Source organism: Armatimonadota bacterium (genome assembly GCA_039679645.1).
In the GTDB taxonomy this organism is placed as follows: domain Bacteria; phylum Armatimonadota; class UBA5829; order UBA5829; family UBA5829; genus UBA5829.
The window spans coordinates 17259-40283 of sequence record JBDKUO010000059.1 but is presented as its reverse complement, the minus strand read 5'-3'; the positions used below and the strand labels follow the sequence as shown (position 1 = coordinate 40283).

The 23025-nt window shown below is 51.2% G+C and carries 17 protein-coding genes; 10 read left to right on the top strand and 7 right to left on the bottom strand.

From position 1 onward, the window contains the following. Window positions 1–477: a hypothetical protein gene (locus ABFD83_12165; GenBank protein ID MEN6357825.1), complete on the top strand. Its 477-nt coding sequence runs from the start codon at window positions 1–3 to the stop codon at window positions 475–477. A gap of 144 nt (window positions 478–621) precedes the next feature. Then, window positions 622–1257 (top strand): redox-sensing transcriptional repressor Rex, encoded by a 636-nt coding sequence (locus ABFD83_12160; GenBank protein ID MEN6357824.1) that lies wholly within the window; start codon window positions 622–624, stop codon window positions 1255–1257. Here the strand turns inward: ABFD83_12160 and ABFD83_12155 are convergent. The 5 genes from ABFD83_12155 to ABFD83_12135 all read right to left on the bottom strand — a co-directional run bounded on the left by ABFD83_12155 (window position 1233) and on the right by ABFD83_12135 (window position 6557). Beyond that, window positions 1233–1862 (bottom strand): dienelactone hydrolase family protein, encoded by a 630-nt coding sequence (locus tag ABFD83_12155; protein ID MEN6357823.1) that lies wholly within the window; start codon window positions 1860–1862, stop codon window positions 1233–1235. The two genes, ABFD83_12160 and ABFD83_12155, sit on opposite strands and share 25 nt — an antisense overlap. 121 nt (window positions 1863–1983) lie before the next feature. Then, window positions 1984–3969, bottom strand: a complete 1986-nt coding sequence (locus tag ABFD83_12150) for an alpha-galactosidase (protein ID MEN6357822.1) — start codon at window positions 3967–3969, stop codon at window positions 1984–1986. A 6-nt stretch (window positions 3970–3975) separates the two neighbouring features. Then, on the bottom strand, window positions 3976–4950 hold the full coding sequence (locus ABFD83_12145; protein ID MEN6357821.1) for a D-2-hydroxyacid dehydrogenase: 975 nt from the start codon (window positions 4948–4950) through the stop codon (window positions 3976–3978). After that, window positions 4947–6053 (bottom strand): hypothetical protein, encoded by a 1107-nt coding sequence (locus tag ABFD83_12140; GenBank protein MEN6357820.1) that lies wholly within the window; start codon window positions 6051–6053, stop codon window positions 4947–4949. Before ABFD83_12140 ends, ABFD83_12145 begins: the two co-directional genes overlap by 4 nt. Window positions 6054–6113: 60 nt before the next feature. Beyond that, on the bottom strand, window positions 6114–6557 hold the full coding sequence (locus tag ABFD83_12135; protein MEN6357819.1) for a hypothetical protein: 444 nt from the start codon (window positions 6555–6557) through the stop codon (window positions 6114–6116). 436 nt (window positions 6558–6993) lie between these two features. Here ABFD83_12135 and clpB point away from each other — a divergent pair, with 436 nt between their 5' ends. Then, entirely contained in the window at window positions 6994–9630 is a 2637-nt protein-coding gene (clpB, locus tag ABFD83_12130; GenBank protein MEN6357818.1) for an ATP-dependent chaperone ClpB, read from the top strand. Between the two features lie 76 nt (window positions 9631–9706). Here the strand turns inward: clpB and ABFD83_12125 are convergent, their stop codons facing one another. Next, on the bottom strand, window positions 9707–10843 hold the full coding sequence (locus ABFD83_12125) for a permease prefix domain 1-containing protein (protein ID MEN6357817.1): 1137 nt from the start codon (window positions 10841–10843) through the stop codon (window positions 9707–9709). A gap of 10 nt (window positions 10844–10853) precedes the next feature. Then, window positions 10854–11192: a helix-turn-helix transcriptional regulator gene (locus ABFD83_12120; protein ID MEN6357816.1), complete on the bottom strand. Its 339-nt coding sequence runs from the start codon at window positions 11190–11192 to the stop codon at window positions 10854–10856. A 174-nt stretch (window positions 11193–11366) separates the two neighbouring features. Here ABFD83_12120 and ABFD83_12115 point away from each other — a divergent pair, with 174 nt between their 5' ends. The 7 genes from ABFD83_12115 (at window position 11367) to ABFD83_12085 (ending at window position 23024) form a co-directional block, all read left to right on the top strand. Next, the gene (locus ABFD83_12115) at window positions 11367–11912 is read left to right on the top strand and encodes a sigma-70 family RNA polymerase sigma factor (GenBank protein ID MEN6357815.1); all 546 of its coding nucleotides are present in this window, start codon (window positions 11367–11369) and stop codon (window positions 11910–11912) included. Continuing rightward, complete coding sequence (locus ABFD83_12110; GenBank protein ID MEN6357814.1) at window positions 11893–12699, top strand: zf-HC2 domain-containing protein; 807 nt, start codon at window positions 11893–11895, stop codon at window positions 12697–12699. Before ABFD83_12115 ends, ABFD83_12110 begins: the two co-directional genes overlap by 20 nt. Beyond that, entirely contained in the window at window positions 12696–16046 is a 3351-nt protein-coding gene (locus ABFD83_12105; GenBank protein ID MEN6357813.1) for a carboxypeptidase-like regulatory domain-containing protein, read from the top strand. Before ABFD83_12110 ends, ABFD83_12105 begins: the two co-directional genes overlap by 4 nt. Window positions 16047–16152: 106 nt before the next feature. Continuing rightward, a complete protein-coding gene (locus ABFD83_12100; protein ID MEN6357812.1) occupies window positions 16153–18003 on the top strand; it encodes a hypothetical protein in 1851 nt (616 codons plus the stop codon). A 72-nt stretch (window positions 18004–18075) separates the two neighbouring features. Further along, window positions 18076–19497 carry an efflux RND transporter periplasmic adaptor subunit gene (locus tag ABFD83_12095; GenBank protein MEN6357811.1) on the top strand — a complete coding sequence of 474 codons (1422 nt, stop codon included), beginning with the start codon at window positions 18076–18078 and terminating at the stop codon, window positions 19495–19497. A 288-nt stretch (window positions 19498–19785) separates the two neighbouring features. After that, the gene (locus ABFD83_12090; GenBank protein ID MEN6357810.1) at window positions 19786–20499 is read left to right on the top strand and encodes an ABC transporter ATP-binding protein; all 714 of its coding nucleotides are present in this window, start codon (window positions 19786–19788) and stop codon (window positions 20497–20499) included. Next, on the top strand, window positions 20493–23024 hold the full coding sequence (locus ABFD83_12085) for an FtsX-like permease family protein (GenBank protein MEN6357809.1): 2532 nt from the start codon (window positions 20493–20495) through the stop codon (window positions 23022–23024). Before ABFD83_12090 ends, ABFD83_12085 begins: the two co-directional genes overlap by 7 nt. Window position 23025: the final 1 nt, after the last annotated feature.

Here is a 23025-nt window from a genome sequence, read left to right as displayed (position 1 = left end):
ATGAAAAAAGCTGTTACAATCATTTTTGTGCTGACCATAGCTGTCACTCTAGTTATTTATCACAACTACACGGCCAAGAATGCTCAGCTACAACCTGATGAAGACATAAGACATGCTGTGGCAAGTATATCTCCCGATCAAATTGCGGCTATTCGCTTGGAAGTACTTTCTGATATGCTTATTATCACGCCCAATGGAAAAAGACCTGATACAAAAATTCTGGGAATGCAACCCGGATTTCATTACAAGTACAAAACCAATCTGGCTGCTATCGCATTATTGCTGAGAGGTTTAAAAGAAGCAAAGCGTCCGCCTGAATACCGTTTGAACCGTGTCTATCATATTACTCTGATCATGAAAGATGGAAAAGTAATAGGTCCATTCGGCTTTGGGCAAGGAGTGCGAGTAGACTGCTTTGGCCCAACATTTATTAAAGGGCTCAAGCAGGCTGGTGTAAAGAATATACCACGTAATTGATAGCAGCAATAATGATGGGCCGGAATCCACTTCCTGCCACTGTCAATTCATAGGCAATAAACATTGTTTGCAATTTCGTTTGCGCCCGGCAGCAAGCGTTTGATATACTTGGTTTGCGCAATATTTCACAAAGGTGGTTACAATATGCCGAGCGGAATCAAGGTCCCCATGCCGACACTCGAACGGCTGGCGACCTACCTGACAATTCTTACCGATCTCAAAATCAGGAATATCGAGACGATATCCTCTGCTGATATCGAGATGCGCACGGGTGTCAGCGCGGCTGCATTCAGGAAGGACTTATCATATTTCGGTGAGTTTGGCCGTCCGGGGATAGGCTATAACGTCAATGAGCTGCACTCGCGCATCAGCCATATTCTCAAGATAGAGAAGCCTCAGCCTGTGGTGCTGGTCGGCGCGGGTCATTTAGGCTCGGCTCTGGCGCGTTATCAGCCTCTTAGGGCGGAAAACTTCCACATTGTAGCGGCGTTCGATAGCAACCCCAACAAGATCGGCAGACAGCTTTGGGACCTTGCAATAATGGATATCGCCGATATAGTGGAGCAGAACAAGCTACTTTCCGCCAGGATCGGGATCATAGCTGTCCCGGCGCTTGCCGCCCAGGAGGTTGCGGATAAGCTGGTAGAGGCAAAAGTTACAGCAATTCTCAATTTCGCCCCCACATTGCTCCGCCTGCCCGCAGGTATCACTGTGCGAAATGTTGATTTCTTGCAGGAACTGGCTGTGCTTTCTTATCACCTGCCGGAAGATCGTCTCTGACCCAGCAGCCACTTCCAAAACTCATCACTCTCATAAGTAGCCGTCCAGCAGTCGTGCTCAACACTGGGATATATAGTAAACTTTGGGCTGCCGCCTGCTGATCGCACCGCATCAACCATTTCCTGAGACTTTTCAAGCGGGACAGTCGGGTCTGCGTCGCCGTGAAAGACCCACATGGGGATATCTTTAATTAGAGGCGCGTTCGCCGGATTGCCTCCACCGCAGATCGGCGCTATAGCTGCCAGCCTTTCTGGAATTCTGGCCGCAAGGCCCCATGTGCCGTAACCGCCCATGCTTATTCCAGTCAGATATATCCGGCTCTTATCCACGTTATAATTTGACTCTATATCATCGAGCAAATCTATGACTTTGTCGATCTCGTTATTCCACCAACTGTCCTCAGGGCAAAGCGGAGCCAGGATTATAAACGGAAACTGCCTGCCCTGCGCAGCCAGTTTTAGGGGACCGTGCACTTTCGGCTTTTCAAGGTCATCGCCCCTCTCGCCTGCGCCGTGCAAAAAAAACACAAGCGGCCAGAGTTTGTTTTTTTCCTCATCATAACCTTGAGGCAGATATATGCTGTATTTTAGTTGAGATTTGCTCATATAGATACCACTTAACGTTTCAGATTTAGTCATTCCAAGTGAAGCCGAGGAATCAGCTTTAAGCCAGACATCTCAAAAAAGCAGATTTCTCACTAGCTTCCGACACATACTAGAACGCTTGCTATTTGCAGCTTTTCACAATCCTGTATATATACAGGGCGCTGCCGGGCTTGTCGTTGATCTCAATTTTCAGCCCGCCCTGCGCAAGCTCGCTTCCCTTAGCCCGAATCGAGTCGCCTCCATCGGCAGAACGGATTTCATACAGAGCGCTAGCATCGAGGCCATGTAATGGCGTGTTCATGCTGGTAAAAGGGCTCTTTGGTCTGCGCATAGCCACAACTATCCCCTCACCCAAATCCGGCCTGTCATACTGCCAGGCTGCCCATAAGTCGTCAGCCAGGCTGTATGAGAGCAGCGGATAGAAATCTCCATAGAAGTACTTACGCACCTCAAACTCTTCGTTCATAGCATCTCTTATCCACTCGAACGGGATTTGGCAGGATGGCTCGGGCCCGTAAATATTCAAATTCATTACAATACCGGGTCCAAGCGCGCTTCTGAATGCGTATTTATCGGGAGCGTCTTTGCGATTATAGCAGCCGGTGCTTAATGGAATCCAAGGCGCAAGGCCCTGCGTCTGACCTTGCATTCCAATCGGGTCAAAATCAAGGGCGCACTGATAATCGCTTCGCCATAACGGGATACTGCGCGATATCGTCTCCAGGTCTATCCTGCGTCCTCCGCTGGAGCAGTTATCTATAACCAGGTTAGGCATTCTTGCTCTCAGCTCGTCCCAGAAAGCGTATAGCCCTTCTATATGACGTATTTCACTCATTCCGACCCTGTCCGGCGCATCAGCCTTTTCCCAGTATGGAGACGGGTCGAAGTTGAAATCCTGCCGGTAGCATGTAACACTGCCCTCAGTCAAAGTATTCAATACCAGATCCGTCAATGCCCGGCGCGCTTCAGGCAGACCCAGATTGAAGAGATAGTTGTCTCCATCCGGACCCAGGAGCCATTCCGGATGTTCGCGAGTGAAATAAGTATCCTTAAAGACTCTCTCAGGTTCCATCCACAGCAAAAACTTGTATTCCATCTCCTTCAATGTGTCTCCGACAGGCTTCAGACCGTTGGGATAAGTGGTCTTGTTCGGCCACCAGTTGCCGACGTGCTTCCACCACTCACCACCGAATGTATCTGAATTCTCGTCATAATCGCCGTCACCGTGCCAGCCCGCGTCTATCCAGAAATATTCAACAGGGAGATTGTTATCTTTCCACCACCGCGCCTTTTGTATTTGCCGGTAGTCCATATTCGCTCCCCAGGCTGCTTCGCAGATCGGCCCCTGAAGGACTTTTCCATCATAATATGGGCTGTGATGAGCCAGGATAAACTGCCGCAGCATGTTATGTGCGCCCGTCATGTCATCTTCCCAAAACAGCAGCAGGATACGAGGAGTGCGGATTTCCTCACCAGGCTCCAGCCTTAGATGAGTTTTCTTCATTCCGGCACTGATATTAAGATGAGTGTCATCTTCGAGTCGAGTTATATCGGCTTTCCATGCGCCGGTCCAGCCTATTGCTCCGATCACGCCTTCGCTGCCCATCTCCAGGTTAAAGAACGGAAGCGTTCCATCGGACGATCTTCCGCACTGCGGTGCCAGATGCAGCGGGTAGATTATTCCGATCTTGCTCTTGAGGGGCTCGAAATCGTCAATCTTACAGTCGCTGCCCTTTGCATAGTGGACTATCGCGGGCTGTTCTTTTCCAATTTCCAGGTCCGTATCCAGCGGCAGAATGTCTTCTATAATTTGCGTAGGGGTGCTGCCGTTGTTTTTGAAGTAGATGACCCACTCGACCGCCGGATATTTATCGAATGTGGTGACCTCGCACCTGCACTGGAGTTTCGTCTCTGGATCGCTGAGAGTGAGGGTCTGCTGAGACGAACCCGCCTCTGACTTGCCCATGCTCCACTCAGACTTCCAACTCTTCAGGAAAGATGCCGATTTATTATCGTTGTAAATAAACGAAAATGGAAGTCTGCAATCTGTAGATTTGAAATGCTCCTCAAACCAGGTTTTTGCTTTTTGCTGTTCTTGATTGGTCATTTCTGATCAATATCCTCTTTCTTTCTGGTAGATGTTAATCATTTGCTTGCCCGTCAGGAAAGCGTCCAGGTTGTGCCTTAGTATTTTTATTGCGCGCTCACCGTAGCGTGCGCTGGATGCGCCTGTGTGCGGCGTGATTATAGTATTGGGCAAATCCCAGATTGGGCTGCCGGAGGGAAGCGGTTCGGCAGGAAACACATCGAGCGCTGCTCCGCCCAGTTTGCCATTTTTCAGAGCTTTACCGAGCGCTTCATGGTCGACCATAGCCCCTCGCGCCACATTTATCAGATAAGCTCCCTGTTTCATCTTATTTATCTGATCCGGGCCGATCAGGGCGCTGGTGTCCGACGTTAGCGGTACAGCAATTACCAGATAGTCGGATATAGGGAGAATCTTATCGAGATTACTGGCGGGGTAGAGTTCATCTACATTCGGCAGATCGCCTCGGACTGTCCGCTTTGTTCCGACTACATGCATCCCGAAAGCCTTCGCCAGTCGGGCTATATTGAGCCCTATCTTGCCCAGACCTATTATTCCAATCGTCTTATCTGCCAGTTCGGTGCTTGTGCCCGCCAGTTCGATGCGATCATAATTATGGGCGGCCTGCAGACGCGCTGCCACATCGAACCTGCGAGCCAAGGCGAGCATCATCCCAAGCACGTGTTCTGCGACGACTGTGGTATGAATCCCACTCAATGTAGTGAGGACAATATCGCTCTTTACAAGTTCAGGAAAGACAGTGTGGTCTATGCCCGCGCTTCCGAACTGAATCCACTTTAGCTTTTTTGCCTCGGCAAATACTTCGGGTGTAATCCTCCAGCCGATCATTACATCCGCATCGGCAATCTCTCGTTTGATTGTCTCTACATTCTCACAGACTGCAAGTTCATGCCCGCTTAGCAATTTTTGGATTCTTGAGATATAGTCGTCAATGATTTCTTTCGATTCCAGGTGATACGCACGCCAAATTACGAACTTCACAACTCTTCCTCTTCGTTTATTGTGCGGATCTTATACTTGGATGCCGCCACTTTATCCGGCAGTACAGCGACCGTTCTAGCCCCTGCAATCACAAGCTTTTCCAGATGATTGGTCCGCCTGCCTATGAGCAAAATTACGTCTTCCGGTTCTCTACCGCGCAGCCAGGCAGCAGCTTTTTCGGACAGTTCCTCTATATCGGTCTCTTCGATAATTTTTGACTTTCTGAGGTCGAGCACAAGCCTTCGAGTCGTGGTAATTATGGGCGCGTCGGTTTCCGTCCCAAGCGCTATAGTCCCGATATCCACTGTTGCGGCTTCCGGGTCATTTTCAATGTCGGCCAAAACGGGATCGATCTCGCTGAATAGTACTTCAAACTTGTCGGTCGGAAATACAACCGTTACCTGGCCGGAGCCTGAATACTGCGAGGCTGTCTTGAGGAGCTGTGCGCATCCGAAGTCGGCCGCAAATACAAGAGGCTTGCCCGGCGCGGCGCGCATGATGGCTTTGTAATAGTCTGCGTCTTCACTTTTGCCTCTGATATCCAGCAGAAGCCCGTCCGCGCCTTCAGCCAGCGCCTGATCGATCTCGCCCTCGTTCTTGATGTAGGCAAACACGCTGACAGTGTGACCGGTCTGGGTGCGAGCCGGTATATGCTCCGAGGCGATGAATATCTTGGGCGCTGTATGCCTTTGATCTTCTATCTTTTGATAGTGGATAAGCGTCTGCGGATCGGGGTCGATGTAGACCATACCGTTGTTGCCGTCGAGGATCACAATATCTCCTGCCGTGACCGATGCCATGATGCCTTCCGCGCCGGTCACGGACGGCACTTCAGGGTTTATGCCGGGGATGTCCAAGTCCTGCTCTGCTGCGATCCCAATAGTGCTTATGCCTGGGATGTGAAGCGACATTCCCATTATCAGGTTATCACATACGATAACTGCTTCAGGATAATCCTGCGCCGATATGCCCTGTTTGAGCGCATGGAGTCCCTCTTCAAGAATGCTGTGAGCTACTCCGTTAATGCCGTTTTTGGTGTCGACGAGAGCCGCCACGGCAATAGCGACACCGTCTTTTCGAGCCTTGCCTTGAATAGTAATCATCTCTGCGCACTACCGATTTATCACAGATTGTGGTAACCCACTTCAAATTACCTTAATCAGCTATACCTCAGTTTCCTTGTCCGGCTCGAATTTGTTTGGCATTACTTCCACACTGGCTTCAACCGGCACATCTTCAGAGACCATATGCCCCATCTCATGCACTCTTTCCTCCACGATCTCGTCCATGTTGTCTGTGGCAAAGGTCGTGCTTCCGTCTTCATAGCCGTGCTCATAGTCCTCCGGCTGGAAGTCCTGATCTATCAAGTCCCAGTCTTCATCTGTGTCTTCTCTGCTATAGGCAGGACCGATCTCGCCGGTTTTTTTGTGCTTTGGGTGCGGAAATGTGAGTACATCATCAACATCCAGCTCTTCGTCAATCTCAACATCTGGTTCAAAGGCGTCTACATCCCCCGCATAATGCGCTCTGCGCTCATCGTGTTTGCTGATTATATCTTCAGGATTTTGTATCCTGTCTGTTTCATCCCGCATTCTGTCTTCTTTCATGACAATCACTTCCTCTACAATAAAATTACCCTTTGCCGAGTGATATTGAAACTGAATGGAGTAGGAACGATAAATCAGAATTGTCGAGAGAAGGTGAGCCTGCCGCTACAAGTCATCCCGAGCCCCCAGTGGGGGTTGCCCACTTGCGTCAATTGGAAACCGAGTTTGGTTGCGAAACAACGTTTTGTCATCAACACTTTCACCAGGTTTCTTAGGAGCGCAGCTGAGGGATTTGCTTTTTAATACTTGGGACTGTTGTTTAGATTCTGCTTAAACTGGGAATATATGACTTGACATCAATACACTCAAGTAGTATATTGTATACAGTCTAAGGTCGGGTGCGGTTTTTCCGTTCCCGAAACAGCTGACTGAGCGGTTATGTGTCTGGGCTTTTCACTCTCCACTCTCCGCTCTCAACTATTTAAGGAGAACGAACATGAGGCTGGATAAGCTTACGATTAAAGCTCAAGACGCGCTGCAGGACGCGCAGCATATCGCGACAGAAAGCGGCCAGCAGCAGATAGAACCCGAGCACCTGCTTCTGGCGCTGCTTCAGCAGGAGGGTGGGATTGTAGACCCGATTCTGGAGAAGCTGGGCGCAGGCCCACAGACCCTTGCTGCACGGGTGCAGCAGGAGATAGACAAAATGCCCAAGGTCACGGGGGCGGTGGCGGGTTCGCAGATAGGCCCGCGCCTGCAGCGTGTCCTTGAGACTTCGTTTGAAGAAGCCGAACGTCTGAAAGACGAATATATAAGCACGGAGCACCTGCTCATAGGTATTGCCTCTGAGACAACCGGCAAGGCGTCGCAGATATTAAACTCCGTAGGTGCAACGCGTGACGCCATCTACCAGGCGATGGCAGAGGTCCGCGGCACTCAGCGTGTCACGGATCAGAACCCTGAGGATAAGTACCAGGCCCTGGAGCGTTATGGCCGTGATCTCACAGAAGAGGCTCATAAAGGTAAGCTCGACCCTGTAATAGGCCGTGACGAGGAGATCCGCCGGGTGATTCAGGTCCTGAGCCGAAGGACAAAAAATAACCCTGTCCTCATCGGCGAGCCTGGCACAGGCAAAACAGCTATCGTCGAGGGTCTTGCACAGCGGATCGTGAACGGTGACGTCCCTGAATCACTGAAGAATAAGAAAGTGGTCGCTCTTGACCTTGGCGGTCTGGTCGCGGGCACAAAATACAGGGGTGAGTTCGAGGACAGGCTCAAAGCAGTACTAAAAGAGATCAAAGAAGCCGAAGGCGAGATCATCCTGTTCATAGACGAGCTTCACACGATAGTAGGCGCTGGTGCCGCTGAGGGATCGGTAGATGCAGCCAATCTTCTCAAACCGATGCTTGCCAGAGGTGAGCTGAAGTGCGTCGGCGCGACTACTTTGGACGAATATCGTAAGCATATTGAGAAGGATGCTGCTCTGGAGCGCCGTTTCCAGCCGGTTATGGTAAATCCACCCAGTGTGGAAGATGCTATCGCTATCCTGCGTGGTCTTAAGGAAAAATACGAGGCTCACCATGGAGTTCGGATCAAAGACTCCGCTCTGGTAGCGGCAGCCGTTCTTTCTGACCGATACATATCCGACCGATTTTTGCCGGATAAAGCTATAGACCTGATCGATGAGGCCGCTTCCAGATTGCGTATCGAGATCGACAGCATGCCCAGTGAGATCGACACAGTAGAACGTCGGATCAGGCAGCTTGAGATCGAGCGTGAAGCGCTCAAGAAAGAGACGGACGCTTCTTCAAAGAAGCAGCTTGCAAAGCTCGAAAAGGAGCTTGCCGACCTGCGCGAGAGTTCGGGTGAGATGAAGGCGCACTGGCAGAATGAAAAGGACGCCATCACCAAAATCCGCGAGGTCAAGGCCAAGATAGAAGAGGCAAAACAGAATGAGTTGAATGCGGAGCGCGGGGGCGACCTCGCCAAAGCGGCTGAGCTTCGCCACGGCACTATTCCTGGTCTTGAGCACGAGCTTTCCGAGCTTGATGCCAGATTGACTGATCTTCAAAAAGACCATAAGATGCTCAAGGAAGAGGTCGACGAAGAGGATGTAGCCGAAGTTGTGAGCAAATGGACGGGTGTCCCGGTCACCCGGATGATGGAGGGTGAGATCGAAAAGCTCGTTCATATGGAGCAGCGACTTGGAGAACGAGTGATCGGTCAGGAAATGGCTATTGTCGCCATCTCGAATGCAGTACGCCGGGCGAGAGCCGGTCTGCAGGACCCGAATCGCCCTATAGGCAGCTTTATCTTCATGGGCCCGACAGGTGTCGGTAAGACCGAGCTTGCACGGGCGCTGGCCGAGTTCCTGTTCGATGACGAGCGCGCCATGATCCGTATAGATATGTCCGAGTTTATGGAGAAGCACTCCGTGGCTCGTCTTATCGGGGCACCTCCGGGCTATGTCGGCTATGAAGAGGGCGGATATCTGACCGAGCATGTCAGACGTCGCCCATACAGCGTGATCCTCTTCGATGAGATCGAAAAGGCTCATCAGGATGTGTTCAACATATTGTTGCAGATACTGGAAGACGGCCGTCTTACAGATGGTCAGGGCCGCACGGTGGACTTCAAGAATACAGTGATTATCATGACCAGCAATATAGGCTCGGACGCTATACGAGAGCACAATGTGCTGGGTTTCAGGGGCGGGATCGATCAAAAGACGACTGATGACAAGATCAAACAGACTGTGATGGATGCCTTGAAGGCGAGCTTCAGGCCGGAGTTTTTGAACCGTGTAGATGAGATCATAGTGTTCAACTCTCTGAGCGAGGAGCACATCAAGAAGATAGTGGATATCCAGATAGCTCTGCTTAAGAAGCGGCTGGCCGACAGGCACCTGGATATCGAGCTGACTGACACAGCAAAGGATGCTCTTGCAAAGGACGGCTACGATCCGGTCTACGGCGCGCGGCCTCTCAAGCGTGCAATTCAGCGTGAAATTCAAGATAAGCTCGCGATGGAGCTGTTGGAAGGCAAGTTCAAGGAGGGCGACCGCATCACTGTCGATGCGAACGATAAAGGCGAGATCGTCTTTGAGCACGCCGGGCAGAGCACGTCTGGTTAATTATGAATAGCTATGTTCGGGCTGGATATCTGATCCAGCCCGATAAGAAATTCGCAATTTCAGATTGTGGAGTGCATTACTGTGCTATCTCGATACGGTCCCTGCGCCGTTTCAGACGCTCCAGAATGATTGGGAAGCAAACGGGCAAGGCCGCGAACACGCTCATAATCATAAACGTGGCAATCAACCCGTAAGCAATCTGCCCGCCAGGTCGCAGGGTCACTAGATCATATACATTTATAACTACTCCATGCCTCAGGCCAATCACATTATGTATGGCCACCATGCTGTAGTATGTCGTCAGACCTGCCAAAGCTGCCATAATCTTGAGCTGCCAATTTGACACACGAGCAAAAAACACCATTATCGCTGCACTCATCAATGTGCTGCACACAGTCAAAGCAGTGCCGAATTGCCCTGGAATAGAGTGAAAAACGGTACACCAAGCCAGCATAAAAAGTGTCGCCTGCGCCGCACTTCCGTAATCATTCAGCATAAATACTCGCATCGCGAACAGAACAAGTAGCGCAGTACCGGCAAGCCACATTGCCTGGGTAGATATTACATAGAATGTGATCGGGCGGCCGCTTAGCGCATGCGCTACCATAAACGCAGCACCAAATACGACGATTGCACACAATGCAATACCAGCTACTCGCCATTTTGGCGTCCTCCAGAGAGCTGCAAGCATAATAATGGCAATTAGGATCTCTTGAAACGCATAGTCTAAGATCCCCAGGGTATTATTATCCATACCGCTGATTCTTAACAAGATGGAGGAAAGCGGCCTCACAGTAATAAGAGCCCCGGCAAGCCAGGTCGCCAGCCATATTGGCCGACGGCTGGCTTGCAATTCCCTCATGCTCCCGACAATCATCACTGTACCGACCAGCAAGGTTAATACTTCAGCTAGCCTATAGCCTGTACTCGGCGCGCCGATAAGTGAGATCATGCCCCATGCCAGGAATGGCACAGCTGCCAGCAGCGCCGACCGCCAACTTGCCGAATTGTGCACCGGAGCCAGCCTTGCCGCCACGTCCTCCGGCGAGCCCAGCCTCTTTTCTGCTTCATCCGCCGCTTCTGTGGCGCTCATGCCTGAGGCAATCAGCTCATCCTGAAGATCAAAATAGTGAGATTTAAGCTCCCGCATCACAAATTTCTTTTCGACGGGAGGTATATCCAATAGCTTTTCGACTCTCGTAAGAAAATGCATCAGCTCCTCCTTATGATCCCTGCGCAAGCCCGAGCACATGGTTTACGTTATTCTGAAATTCTTTCCACTCGTTTAGTTTGCGGGCAAGCTCCTTCTTCCCATGTTCAGTAATAGCGTACATCTTGCGTTCACGTCCGCCGGACGAACTCTCCCAATAACCTTCGATCAAGCCGTCTTTTTCAAGCTGATGCAAATGCGGGTAGAGCGTTCCTTCCCGCATTTGAAAATATCCTTCGCTTGCCTGCTCAAGCTGTTTCACTATTCGATATCCATGCATAGGCTCAATCGCCAGGCACGATAATATCAAGACCAGCGCATTCCCCTTCACTAATTCTGTTGGAGCCGGCATATGATACCTCCTTTATATATGCATCGCACTCAGATGTATTATATCACTAATTAGGGGTTTGTCAACCTCTATTTTCAGAAATATGGAAACAGCTAAGCAGTTTCTGTAATAACTCGCATACTTCCGGAGTTTATGTTATTGTAACGGCAAGAGAGGCACCTACGGAGAAGATGTTTGCTTAGCGATGAACGAATAGTCGATATGATCGTGCAGGGGCGGGTGGAGCTTTTTGACGAGCTGCTCTCACGCTATCGCAGGCCGGTATACCGCCTGGCGTGCAGCATTCTCGGCAGGGATGAAGCCGAGGACGCTGTCCAGGAAGTCTTCATTCGCGCATTTAAAAACATCTCCGGCTATAGTGAGTCTGGGCGGTTTTGGGGCTGGCTGAGGCGGATTACAATAAACGTGTGTCTGAAAAAGACCCGCCCGGTTGTTATATCTCTTGATGAAATAGACGAGATGCCGGGCCATGAAACAGACAGCGTCAGTGAGTCTGTCATAAGCGCCATTGAGTCCGCTGAGCTGAAAGCATTGATCCGCGAGCTGCCTTCTGTCTACCGCTACGTTATCGTCCTCAAATATCTCGAGGATATGAGCTACACCGAGATAGCCGAGGTTCTTGGTGAGAGTGTATCGAATATTGGGGTGCGCCTGCACAGAGCAAAAGAGATGCTGCGCGCACGAATGAAGGTGGACGCCGATGACATGCAGCGAATATGAAATACTGATATCTATGCTTGCCGACGGCGAGCTTGATGAGCGCCGTGCGGCAGATGTCCGGGCACACATAAGAGCCTGCAAAAGCTGTGCCGGTGTGTATAACGAATATCTGTCACTGCAAAAGGGCATATCACTTGCCCTGGCGGACTGTGACGACCTGCCGGACCATCTTCCCGATGTCAGCCGGGTTATCAGACCCAGGCAGAGGCTTTCGTTTGGCCGAGTTTGGGCAGTTGCTGCTGCGCTGATTGTTCTTGTGCTCGGATCATATGCGTATATGCGAATGCAGGAGCACGAGCATACATCCCTGCCGGTCACTGCAAGAGTTGCACCTAAGCGGTCTGCCGAACCTATAAATCAACCGGTCCAGCCGAATCTCCAAGCAAAACGGAAGACTGCGCCGGTCCATTTGGCTGAACAAAAACCAAAATTGAGACCTGTCCGCAAGTCCGTCTATGCGAAGCTGCCCGAGCACAATCGGCTGCAGGCTAAGAAAACCCCAGCTTCCAAACCGGAACATGCGCCCATATCTGTTGAGACCGCACAGATCAGCGTCGAGTATGTCGATGCCGATACCGTGCAGACGCCCGCAAGCTATGGGACAGCGAGCCAGGCAGGTCTATTGCCTCCCATACCGGATAATCGCATGCTGGGCACAATTGTCGCCAAGATGGAGATCATCTCTCATGACGGCGTCCACACTCATAGCCAATATTACAGACTCTTGCAGCCGGAGATAAACCGGGAAAACCTCGGCGATACGGCAGATAAGGAGCCATTACAATGAGACCAAACAGATTATGCAATGTGTTTGCTGTTATATTGCTGTTGATGTGCCTTCGGGCTTATGCAGATGTCGAGCTGAGCGGTACAGTTGTATATCCCGACGGCAGGCCGGCCGCAGGCGCAAAAGTGGAATATGTTATGTCCAACACTTGCAGCGATAAGTATGTCACTACAGATAATTCCGGTGTCTTCACGTTTCAAGCAAAGCCGGGCACATACTACCTGGATGCCACTATAGGTGATTATGTCGGCACGTGCCGGACGAGCGTTTCCGACGACGGCAAGGTCATCACCAAACCGGAGATCAAACTACAATACGCCTGCCTTATTTTAGGTGAAGTCACGGACGCAAATACATATCAGCCTATTGAAGGCGCGCATGTGGGTGTCTATATGGCATACGGCGCCGAGACCAAGTCCGAAAGCAGCGGCACCTTTAAGCTGCGTGTGCTGCCTGTTGCGGGCCTGCAGTTGGAAGTGAGCAAAAGCGGCTATGTGACGACCCGCACCAACTTTAGCGCCGAAGGTAAAGACAGCATGGCTTTCAGAGTCGCCTTGAAGCCTGGGGGAGTTATCCGCGGCAGGGTGACTGACGAAAAAGGCGAGCCTATTCAGGGCGTAGAGGTTCGGGCTGTGCAGGATCAGGTGTATGGAGTATGTGCCAAGACTGCTGCCGACGGCCTCTATGAACTGCGCGATGTGGATACATCTGCAGATTCTACAGTGTATGTTTCAGCAGACAGCTATTCCAGTTCAATTCCAAAGACAGCCCAGTTTGCGACAGGGAGCAAAGAGATAACACTCGATTTCTCCATCAAGCGAACAATATTTAGGAATATCACCGGCAGAGTGACGGATTCAAACGGATCGCCCATACCCGGCGCTGCCATTTCTTTTGGAACAAGCACCTGTGCAGGCAACAAAAAAACAACTGCAACTGATGCTGACGGCAATTACAGAATAGATAATGCCAGCCCAAGAGCGGATATGATCCTGGTGCAGTGCAAGGGTTATGCTCCTGCCTTCCTGTCTGTGGAAGCTGATAAAGATCAGAAACTGGACGCCGTACTGGGCAAGCCTCACTTTGCAAAGGGCAAAATAGTTGATGCTTCCGGCAAGCCGATCCCCAATGTCGGCATCAGCGTTAATGCAAAGACCCCCGTTCTCGGAAGGTTGTATGACACAAATCACGTAATAGGCGCGGATATTTATCGTTGGCTGGAATCGAACATCAGGACTGATGCATATGGCGAGTTCAGCCTCAAAGACCTGCCTGCCGATGGTGTGGTATTGGGTATGTGGGAAGAGAACCACACTGCGCCGGATAGCACTCCCATCTGCGTCGACTCAGATGACAATGTCATAGTAATGCACGGCAAGCCGATGATCGCTGGCAAAGTTGTGGATGCCGCAACCGGAGTGCCAATACACGGCTTCACAGCGAAATGGGAAACGAGCTATCTCGATAACTCTGTCTTTGATACTCCAGACGGCACGTTCAAAGTGCAGATCGATGAAAACAGGTTCTACGAGACCGGTTACAATGTGGTTGTTTCCGCAAAGGGTTACCTGGCTGAAGAGAAAACCATAAAAACGACCGAGTGGCCCAATGTCGATTACTCAAACGTTTTCAAGCTGCAAAAAGCATCGCCGATTATAGGTAAAGTTGTCGACTCAGCGGGCAAAGACATTGCAGGTGCAAATGTCACAATTGCTCAAAACGATTCTCTTGAGACATATTCCACATCCATAACCCAAGGCTCTCCCAGGCTTACGGCTGTCACCGACGCCGATGGGAAGTTTCGTATGGACAGCGCTCTGTCCCACGTGGCTGTTGTGATAGTTGAAAAGGACGGCTTTGCTAAATCAGTGTTGAAGAATGTGGATGTTACAAAACCGGTCAATGTCACACTTACTAAGGCTGCGACTCTGGAAGTAAGAGCAGATGGCCTTGGAGGAGAGTCAAACTATATATATCTGTCGGCTATGGACGATACTTTCCAGACGGCGGATCAATCTGAGAATGGAAAGGCCATATACAAAAACCTCATGCCCGTCAGATACCGGCTGCAAGTGACGATCGGCAGACACTCTACTTTCATGCCGGTGAGCCTGGCGGACGGTCAGAACATGGTTTTGGATATTGATAATATACCCCGTCCGGTGAAGCTGCATGGAACAGCTACAAGACGCGGCATTCCGGTGCCCAACGTCGCTGTTGAGACCAGCCAGGGTGATGATAGAGTCTCATGCGGGACTAATGATCTGGGTGAGTATGATCTTGCCCTTCAAAAAACCGGGGCTGTCGCCGTCAATTGGTATGAAAGCCAGATTGATGGTTGCAGCAGAAGTGACTATTCCAAGATTGATCTCAAGCCGGGTGAGAACAGGTTTGACATTGCGCTTCCCGGCGGGATAGTTTCTGGAAGTGTAATAGATGCGGGTACAGGCCAGCCGCTTATAGGAAAAAAAGTCCAGGCGAGGCGCTGGGCAAATCGAATTTCAGGCAAATCATATGATTATCCCTGGACATCATCCAATACATATGTCAATTGCCAGAGCTATGGTGAAACAAGAGATGGCGGTACATTCACATTGGATGGAATATCGGAGGGCGAGGTGTTTGTCACCGTCGGCGGGCCTTACGGCTCGATGGAGTATGTCAGCGCTCCACTTAAGATAACTAAAGACGGCAGTATAGACAACCTGGCTCTGTCTGTAGGCAAGCCCGGGTTTATCGACCTCAAAATTCTCGACCAACTTTCCGGTAAGTTTTTGGACAGATGGGTTTCAACAGTAATGACATCCGAAAGTTTTGCAGTGGCCTATCCAGCCAAATCAGGTGTTCCGGCGCAACTTCCTGCCGGTAAATACAAACTCTGGATAGAGCCGTCCGATGGCCGCCATATTCAGGTCTGCTCCGATCTGGAGATCAAACCCGGTAAGACTGCCAAGGTGCAGATCAAAGTGCCGAAGGCCAGGCAGCGGATCGTTTTTAAGGTGCCGAAGAACAGCAAATTTGCCAAGCTTGACTGGACGCAAAAACAGCGGGATTGGCGTCGTCCGGGTGAGGAGCAGAAGAGTGGAGCCTGGATAGGGTACTCGATCAGCGATGCCGCTACAGGCAAGAGCGTGCTTGCCGGTCATTATGGGCCGGAGTGGGGCGGTAAGATTGCTCCAAAGCCAGGTGATGACCTCGCTATTCCGATAAAGCCCGGCACGTATCTGCTTGAGGCGGTCTTAAGGGATACTTTTAACTATAGTGTAAAAAATAAAGCCAATCTCTGGCAGGTCAAGACCAAATTGACCGTAAAAGCGGGCAAGGATACGGTAGTTTTGGTCAAGTGATCCCCTCGATGCTGACGCGCCAAAGTCATCTCTCCTTGTCTTTGGCGCGTCAACTTTTTAGAAAACATGTTGTATAATACCAGTCAAACAGGCAAGGAGGCTTTTGATGAAGAGTCGGTCTGGGTTTGTTCTGCTTATAATCTCCTCACTACTGATATCGCTCGCAACATCGGCTGACGCTGTTGGTAAGATCACAATGGACCCCAACACTCCCGAAGCATTGGCGAAAGCTTCCGTCAAAGAGGGATTCTGGACGGCGGACGAGCGCCTGGCACAGAAAGTCGGTGTTCAGGCAAAACGCCAAACTGTCTGTTCCATCATCTCGCAGATCAGTGAAAACACCGGCGTCAAGATCGATACGGGCATAAGCGAGCAGGACTGGCAAGTACGCGACCGTAAAATGATAATATTTGCTAAAGAAATGCCGCTTGCCAACCTTATGCAGTCGATCGCACGGGTAATGAAGTTCGATTGGATGCGCACAAAAAGCAGCGGCGTCTACAGCTACCGGCTTTATATGGACCGCAACACTCTGATAAACGCTGAGGCACAGGCATATCGTGAAGAGGAGCGCTTCCGTCGTGAACAGTCTCAAAAGCGCGAAGCAATAGCCGATGAACTTAAGAGTGTGGCCGATCTTTCGGATGCGGATATGGCAAAGCTGAAAGCAGAAGACCCCATGATGTATGCTTTGGCGAAATCGGGCATGGCTTCGTCGCTGGGAGAGGTATTCAGCAATATGCCTGATATGCTTGATTCATTTATAGACGGCAGTGTGACGCATATAAGCGCTGCTACCACATCGGATGAGACGCGCAGCGCCATGCTCGGCGTAGCCAAAGGTATTGTACGACTGACCCCAGGCATATCGGATGTATCGGAGGATAATCTTTCGTCCAATCCTGATATTCTGCAGGAGATAAGTGTGCAGCCTGCCTACGACAGCGATAGTGAAAATGTTGCTAGTAATATTCTTTCTCGGTTTATGCTTGGTGAGATCGACTTTAAATATATGAGGATCGATTCTGATGGAAATGACTTAGGTGAAAGCGAGTTTGGTTTTCCGATCTTTGATCCGAGCACAAGCATCGGCAGCGCGTTCGGAAGAGCAATGGCCGACGCCATGGATGTCGGCTCAACCAATATCAAGAATGGATATTCCATTAACTTGAAACTGGACCCTGATGAAATGAAAAAAGTCAACTTCGGCGAACCTGTCGTGGAGCATGAAAAAGACTTGGATATACCCGGCGAGGTGGATTTCTCTCAAAATGGTAAAGATCGGGCAGATCCGCTGCTTTTTGAAGAGAAACTCGAAAAGCTTGCCGAGGCCACCGGGCTTAATGTCGTATCCGATTGTTTTACTGATGAAATTAACGATTTGTCCTCAGGCAAGCAACCGGCAAAAGCGGTACTGCAAGGACTGGAGATTGTGAACACCTATAACTGGTGGAAGCGCGGCTCTACTATCGAACTTCGCGACAGATACTGGTTCCGCAAACGTTCACTGGAGATCCCCGAGGCATGGCTTGTGAAGTGGCGCGATAATTTCAAGACGACCGGCACACTGGATATAGATGATCTGGCGGAAATGGCCGTGCTTGTCGGCGAGTCTGCTCAGTATAAGATGAATATCACAAAAGATGAAATCCTGGGCGGGGACACTCTCAGGTGGTTGTTGCAGCAGCACAAGTCGTTTCTGCGTTTTTACGCGACCGTCAGTTCCACTCAACGCGCTGCGCTCTATACCAAAGAGGGTCTTGACCTTGCGAGCCTGCCCCGCGATCAGAAGCAAAATGCAGCAAAATATCTGAACTGGTGGGATGGAAAAAGTTCCGTCGCGATAAAAGGCACAAAGAATGATGTCAATAAGCAGTTTGTATATAGCTTTGTTGAGCAGAATATTAATATTGAAAGTATAACCACTCCAAAATACAGTCCACTAAAAACCGAATAACAAATGTCGAAAAAGGACTTATGCAACCTCTTGTTTAATTACGAAGTATAAATCCGAGAGGGACGCATTTCATTGAAATCCAGGCGTAAACGCAGATTCCCATGGTGGGTGCTTATCGTGGTCGCGGTAGCGGCACTGATCGTCAATTCGGCTATACCAAGGCCGCTGGAAGTCAGAACCGTTCCTGTGACCGAAGGTGTCTTGACATTAAACCTTTCGAGCACCGGCGTAGTCGAGGGTGAGCTTTCAGATATCAGTCCCAGGGTAACGGCGAGAATAGTGAAGCTCTATGTGCAGGAGGGCGATCAGGTCCGCAAAGGCCAGCCTCTTGCCCAGCTTGAGGACAGCGATCTGCTGGCGGCAGTGGATAGCGCGCGGGCAGCCGCAGCCGCAGCCGGTCAGGATGTGGAAGTAGCCGTGGATTCGGCACAGGCCGATTCAGGGCAGCTATACGCCGCAGTCGACCGCGCCCGCGCCGCTCTTAATGCTGCCAGACATAACCTCCGCGATCTGGAAGCCGGTTCGCGTTCGGAAGATATTGCCGCACAGCGAGCATCTCTTGCTCAAGCAAAAGCAAATGCGGCTGACGCCAGGCAGAAATATCAGCGAGCCGAAACACTCCTTAAAGGCGGAGCAATCTCAGCGCAGGAGCGCGACAGCGCCAAGGCAAGTGACGATGCCGCTCAAGCTGCAGTCGATTCAGCCCAGCAGCAGCTCAATAGACTAATAGCAGGCCCTAGAAAAGAGACAATAGACGCATCCCGCGCCCAGGTCAGGGAAGCCGAAGCGGCTCTGCGAGAGTCTCAGGCTTCAATGCATAGGGCTTCAGCAAGTAAGCGCCAGGTTCAGGCAGCCAGAGCCAGGGCAGCCGAGGCGCGCGCGGCTTTGGCAAATGCGCAGTCTCAGCTATCATTTACCACCATCACCAGCCCGGTCACAGGCATAGTCGCGCGAAAGCATAAAGAGGTCGGCGAGACATCCATGCCTCTCGACCCGATTTACACAGTCTCTGCTCTGGATAAGATATGGGTGACGGCTGAGGTCGACGAAGAGGACGCCGCCGCGGTGGCTTTAGGCCAGAGAGTCGATATCACTCTGGACGCCTACCCCGGGCGAAAGATACCCGGTCGCGTGATTATGGTGTCTCGAATTGCTGAGTCGAAGGATGTCGGTCGAGTGCGTGCAAAGATAGTCCGCGCAAAGATACGTATCGAGGATAAGAGCGTTTCACTTCGACCCGGTATGGAGGTAGATGTCAACGGCTCCATACCGACTGGCGGGCGCACGCTTCTCGTCCCGAATGATGCCGTAATGCACGACGGCGACAAGGACATTGCCTATGTGATCAAGGGCAAAAAGGCACACCGCGTTGAAGTGAAAGTCGGCCAGTCCAACTTCGATTCCACCCAGATTCTTTCAGGACTTAAAAAAGGCGACCGGGCAGTCACGGATATAGACAAACTCTCCGATGGTATTGAGGTAAAAACAAAATGAGATCAGAGTGCCCGCTCACCGTCATTCCGAGCGTAGTGAGGAATCTGCTTTGAACCCAACGTTGTAAAAAGCAGATTCCTTGCCGGTTCTCCTCCTAAGAAAACGTCTATGTGCGGATGACAAACAAACGGTTCGCATACAGATGTTTTCCTAATCGAAACAAGTAGGCAACCCCTACTAGGGGCTCGGAATGACAGAGCAACATGCTTTTTATGGGCAGCAACCAGAATTTACTTCCATGTTTCTCCTTATTCTGTCTTTTAGTGATTAAGAAACCTGGTGGAATCAGTGAGTATCAATGAAACTCTACTTCAACTTGATTGCGCGGCCAAGACATACGAGATGGGCGAGGTGAGTGTCCCCGCGCTCAAACCGACCACCTTTTCTGTGATGCAGGGCGAGTTTTTGATAGTGCTGGGTCCAAGCGGGTCTGGCAAGACGACCATGCTCAACATCATAGGCGGTATCGACATACCCACCGAGGGCAGGGTCATATTCGAGGGCCAGGACTTGGCCTCGATGACTGACGACGAGCTTACCGATTATCGCCGCTACAGTGTCGGGTTCGTGTTTCAGTTCTTTAACCTGGTTCCTACCCTCACCGCGCGCGAGAATGTCGATCTGGTGGCCGAGTTAGTTGATAATCCTCTAGGCTCGACCGAAGTCCTTGAGTCGGTGGGGCTGGGCGACAGGGGCGATCACTTTCCAAGCGAACTCTCCGGCGGCGAACAGCAGAGGGTCGCAATAGCCCGTGCGCTGGTCAAGCGTCCTGTGATCCTGCTGGCGGACGAGCCAACTGGGAATTTGGATTTTGAGACAGGCATCAAAGTCCTCAAGGTTTTATCCGACCTAACCAAATCCGGCAATATCACTGTCGTTATGGTCACTCACAACTCCGCCCTCGCGCCTATAGCCAACCGAGTGGTGCGAATGCGCAGCGGCGAGATCGCGAGTGTCCAAGTTAATCAAACTCCGCAGGACCCCGGTGAACTGCAGTGGTAGGCTCAAAGCTCAACCTAAAGCTCCTGCGTGATTTGCGCTCCTCGCCGTGGATGTTTCTTGGTATCGTGCTGCTTGCAGCGGTCGGAATCACACTTTTCGGAACGGGCTATGAGCTTTCTATAAACCTTGGCAGATCGTATGAGCTTTCCTACGAAAAGCTTAAACTGGCCGATTTCAGTATTCAAATGCAGAGCGCTCCCGATGACATAGTAAAGACCCTCAGGCGGATTCCCGGTGTGCGAGATGTGCAGGGCCGCACTGTCCAGGAGATCGAGATAGACCAGCCGCTTTCGCCAAGCAAGAAGGTGATCGGGCGAATAATCGGCCTGCCTGACTATGACAAGCCTGCAATGAACCAGCTTAAGCTGATCTCCGGCGCTTACCCGCGAGCCGGAAACTCCCACGAAGTGCTCATGGAGGCGGGGTTCGCGCAGTATCATCACTACAAGCCGGGCGATACGATCAATATTGTGGTGATGGACGAGAAGATTCATTTCAAGATCACGGGGATCGTCCAGAGCCCGGAGTATATTTACGTCGTCCGAAGCAGTGAGGACTCTTTTTCAAATTCCCGCACATTCGGTGTGATGTGGGCGCGCACAGCCACAGTCGATGAGCTTTTCGGCACGGACGGCTCTATCAACGATGTCCAGATTACCATGGCTTCCGGCGGCAATCGGCGCACTGCCATGCGCCTTGCCGAGCACATAATGAAGCCTTACGGCGCAGATGAAGTAGTCCCTCGCGAAAAGCAGCCCAGTGTCGAGTTTCTACGGATGGATCTGCAGAGCACACAGGCGCTTGCTGTCTTTTTTCCTATACTCTTTCTCACCATATCCAGCCTCAGCATATATAACATGCTCGGACGAATGGTACATGCCCAGCGCGGCCAGATCGGCTTTTTGCGCGCAGTCGGTTTTTCAAAGGCAGCCATAGCTATCCACTACGCACAGTTCTCGCTGATTATAGGCATTTCCAGTGGTCTGATAGGCAGCCTTGCCGGTCACTATCTCGGCATACTGACCACCAGATACTACACCAGCTTCATTCAGGTGCCATATATCGATGCCAGCCCGCGTTGGAGTATCGTTGCAGCGGGCTTTATCATGACCGGCGCGGTCATGCTGATCGCTGGAATACAGCCCGCGATTCATGCGGCAAACCTCGCGCCCGCCGATGCGATAGGCATAGAGGTTCCGGCAGGAGGCCGAACGCCGATAGTTGAGAATATCCTGCCGTTCCTGCAATCTCTGTCACTTATGACACGTCTGCCGATGCGCAATTTTATAAGAAACCCGCGTAGAACGTTTTCCACTGTAGCGGGTGTAGCCTCGGCGCTAACTTTGGTGCTGGTCGCCGCCTCCATGCTCGACTCCAGCGTGTCCGCAGTAGACTTCTATTTCAAACACAGCATGCACTACAGCGCAATGGCGTCCTACCTCAACGCTCAGAGCGAGTCGAAGATCAGCCGGATCGCGACCTGGAAGGGCGTAAGACGGGTAGAGCCTGCACTGGTCGTTTCAGGGAAACTGGTGAAGGGGGACATCTCAAAGACAATCCTCATCTACGGACTGCGCCCCGGCGATAGACTGCTGTCTTTGACCGACTCGAATATGAAGTCCGTCCCAATCCCGCGAACCGGACTTATGCTCGCTAGTTCGACTGCGAACCGGCTCGGCCTCTGGAAAGGCGGAAGAGTCCATCTGACCCTGCCTGAAAAGACCATGCCTGAGCTTGCCGAACTAGCCGACGACCAACATACTTCTCTTTCGCAGTCGCTGATGCTGGGCTATCCTTTGAGCTGGCTTAACCTGGAAACTTACAGCGACACCGTGCTCAAGCCCAGCCGGTCGCTGTTGGAGGTCAATATGGACCGCCTGGTCCCGATAGAATCGATTGCCTACGAGCCTGTCGGCAACTCCGCATATGCGTCAATTGATCAGACTAGAAGATGGTACGGCGGCGCGATGGAACTGCCTCCCAAGGCGATAAATACAGTGGCAATAGACGCTGACCCGAAGTATATGGGCGTAATTAAACACAAGCTCTATAACATGCACGATGTGGCTGCCGTTGTAGTTACTAAGGAGATATATGACGAGATCACTGAGATGATGAAGTCGTCGCGCGTGTTTTTCTACATTATGCTCTCGTTTTCTATAGCACTTGCCGGGATTATTATGTTCAATTCTACCCTGATGAACGTTATTGAGCGCACGCGGGAGATAGCTACTCTTCGCACGGTGGGAATAAGCGTCGGGTCCGTAGCCGTGATGATCCTCGTCGAGAACTTGCTGGCTTTTGTATGCGGGCTTATTATCGGGCTGCCGTTCGGTACATGGCTTGCAGGCGTTTTCGTGCACATGTATGACAGCGAGTCATTCAGCCTTCAACCGGTGATCTTCACTAAGACATACGTGATTGCCGTTTTCGGAATTCTGGTAACGGTCCTGTTAGCCCAGATTCCCGGACTGCGTTATATCCGCAAGATTGAGCTTGCCAGGGCGACAAAGGATATAGGATAAC

What these genes read in the sequence shown, in the direction of transcription:
- ABFD83_12105 (MEN6357813.1), top strand. Translation starts at nt 12,696, where the DNA reads ATGAGACCAAACAGATTATGCAATGTGTTTGCTGTTATATTGCTGTTG.
- ABFD83_12110 (MEN6357814.1), top strand. Translation starts at nt 11,893, where the DNA reads ATGACATGCAGCGAATATGAAATACTGATATCTATGCTTGCCGACGGC.
- ABFD83_12135 (MEN6357819.1), bottom strand. Translation starts at nt 6,557, where the DNA reads ATGAAAGAAGACAGAATGCGGGATGAAACAGACAGGATACAAAATCCT.
- ABFD83_12125 (MEN6357817.1), bottom strand. Translation starts at nt 10,843, where the DNA reads ATGCATTTTCTTACGAGAGTCGAAAAGCTATTGGATATACCTCCCGTC.
- ABFD83_12165 (MEN6357825.1), top strand. Translation starts at nt 1, where the DNA reads ATGAAAAAAGCTGTTACAATCATTTTTGTGCTGACCATAGCTGTCACT.
- ABFD83_12140 (MEN6357820.1), bottom strand. Translation starts at nt 6,053, where the DNA reads ATGATTACTATTCAAGGCAAGGCTCGAAAAGACGGTGTCGCTATTGCC.
- ABFD83_12160 (MEN6357824.1), top strand. Translation starts at nt 622, where the DNA reads ATGCCGAGCGGAATCAAGGTCCCCATGCCGACACTCGAACGGCTGGCG.
- ABFD83_12120 (MEN6357816.1), bottom strand. Translation starts at nt 11,192, where the DNA reads ATGCCGGCTCCAACAGAATTAGTGAAGGGGAATGCGCTGGTCTTGATA.
- clpB (MEN6357818.1), top strand. Translation starts at nt 6,994, where the DNA reads ATGAGGCTGGATAAGCTTACGATTAAAGCTCAAGACGCGCTGCAGGAC.
- ABFD83_12150 (MEN6357822.1), bottom strand. Translation starts at nt 3,969, where the DNA reads ATGACCAATCAAGAACAGCAAAAAGCAAAAACCTGGTTTGAGGAGCAT.
- ABFD83_12100 (MEN6357812.1), top strand. Translation starts at nt 16,153, where the DNA reads ATGAAGAGTCGGTCTGGGTTTGTTCTGCTTATAATCTCCTCACTACTG.
- ABFD83_12155 (MEN6357823.1), bottom strand. Translation starts at nt 1,862, where the DNA reads ATGAGCAAATCTCAACTAAAATACAGCATATATCTGCCTCAAGGTTAT.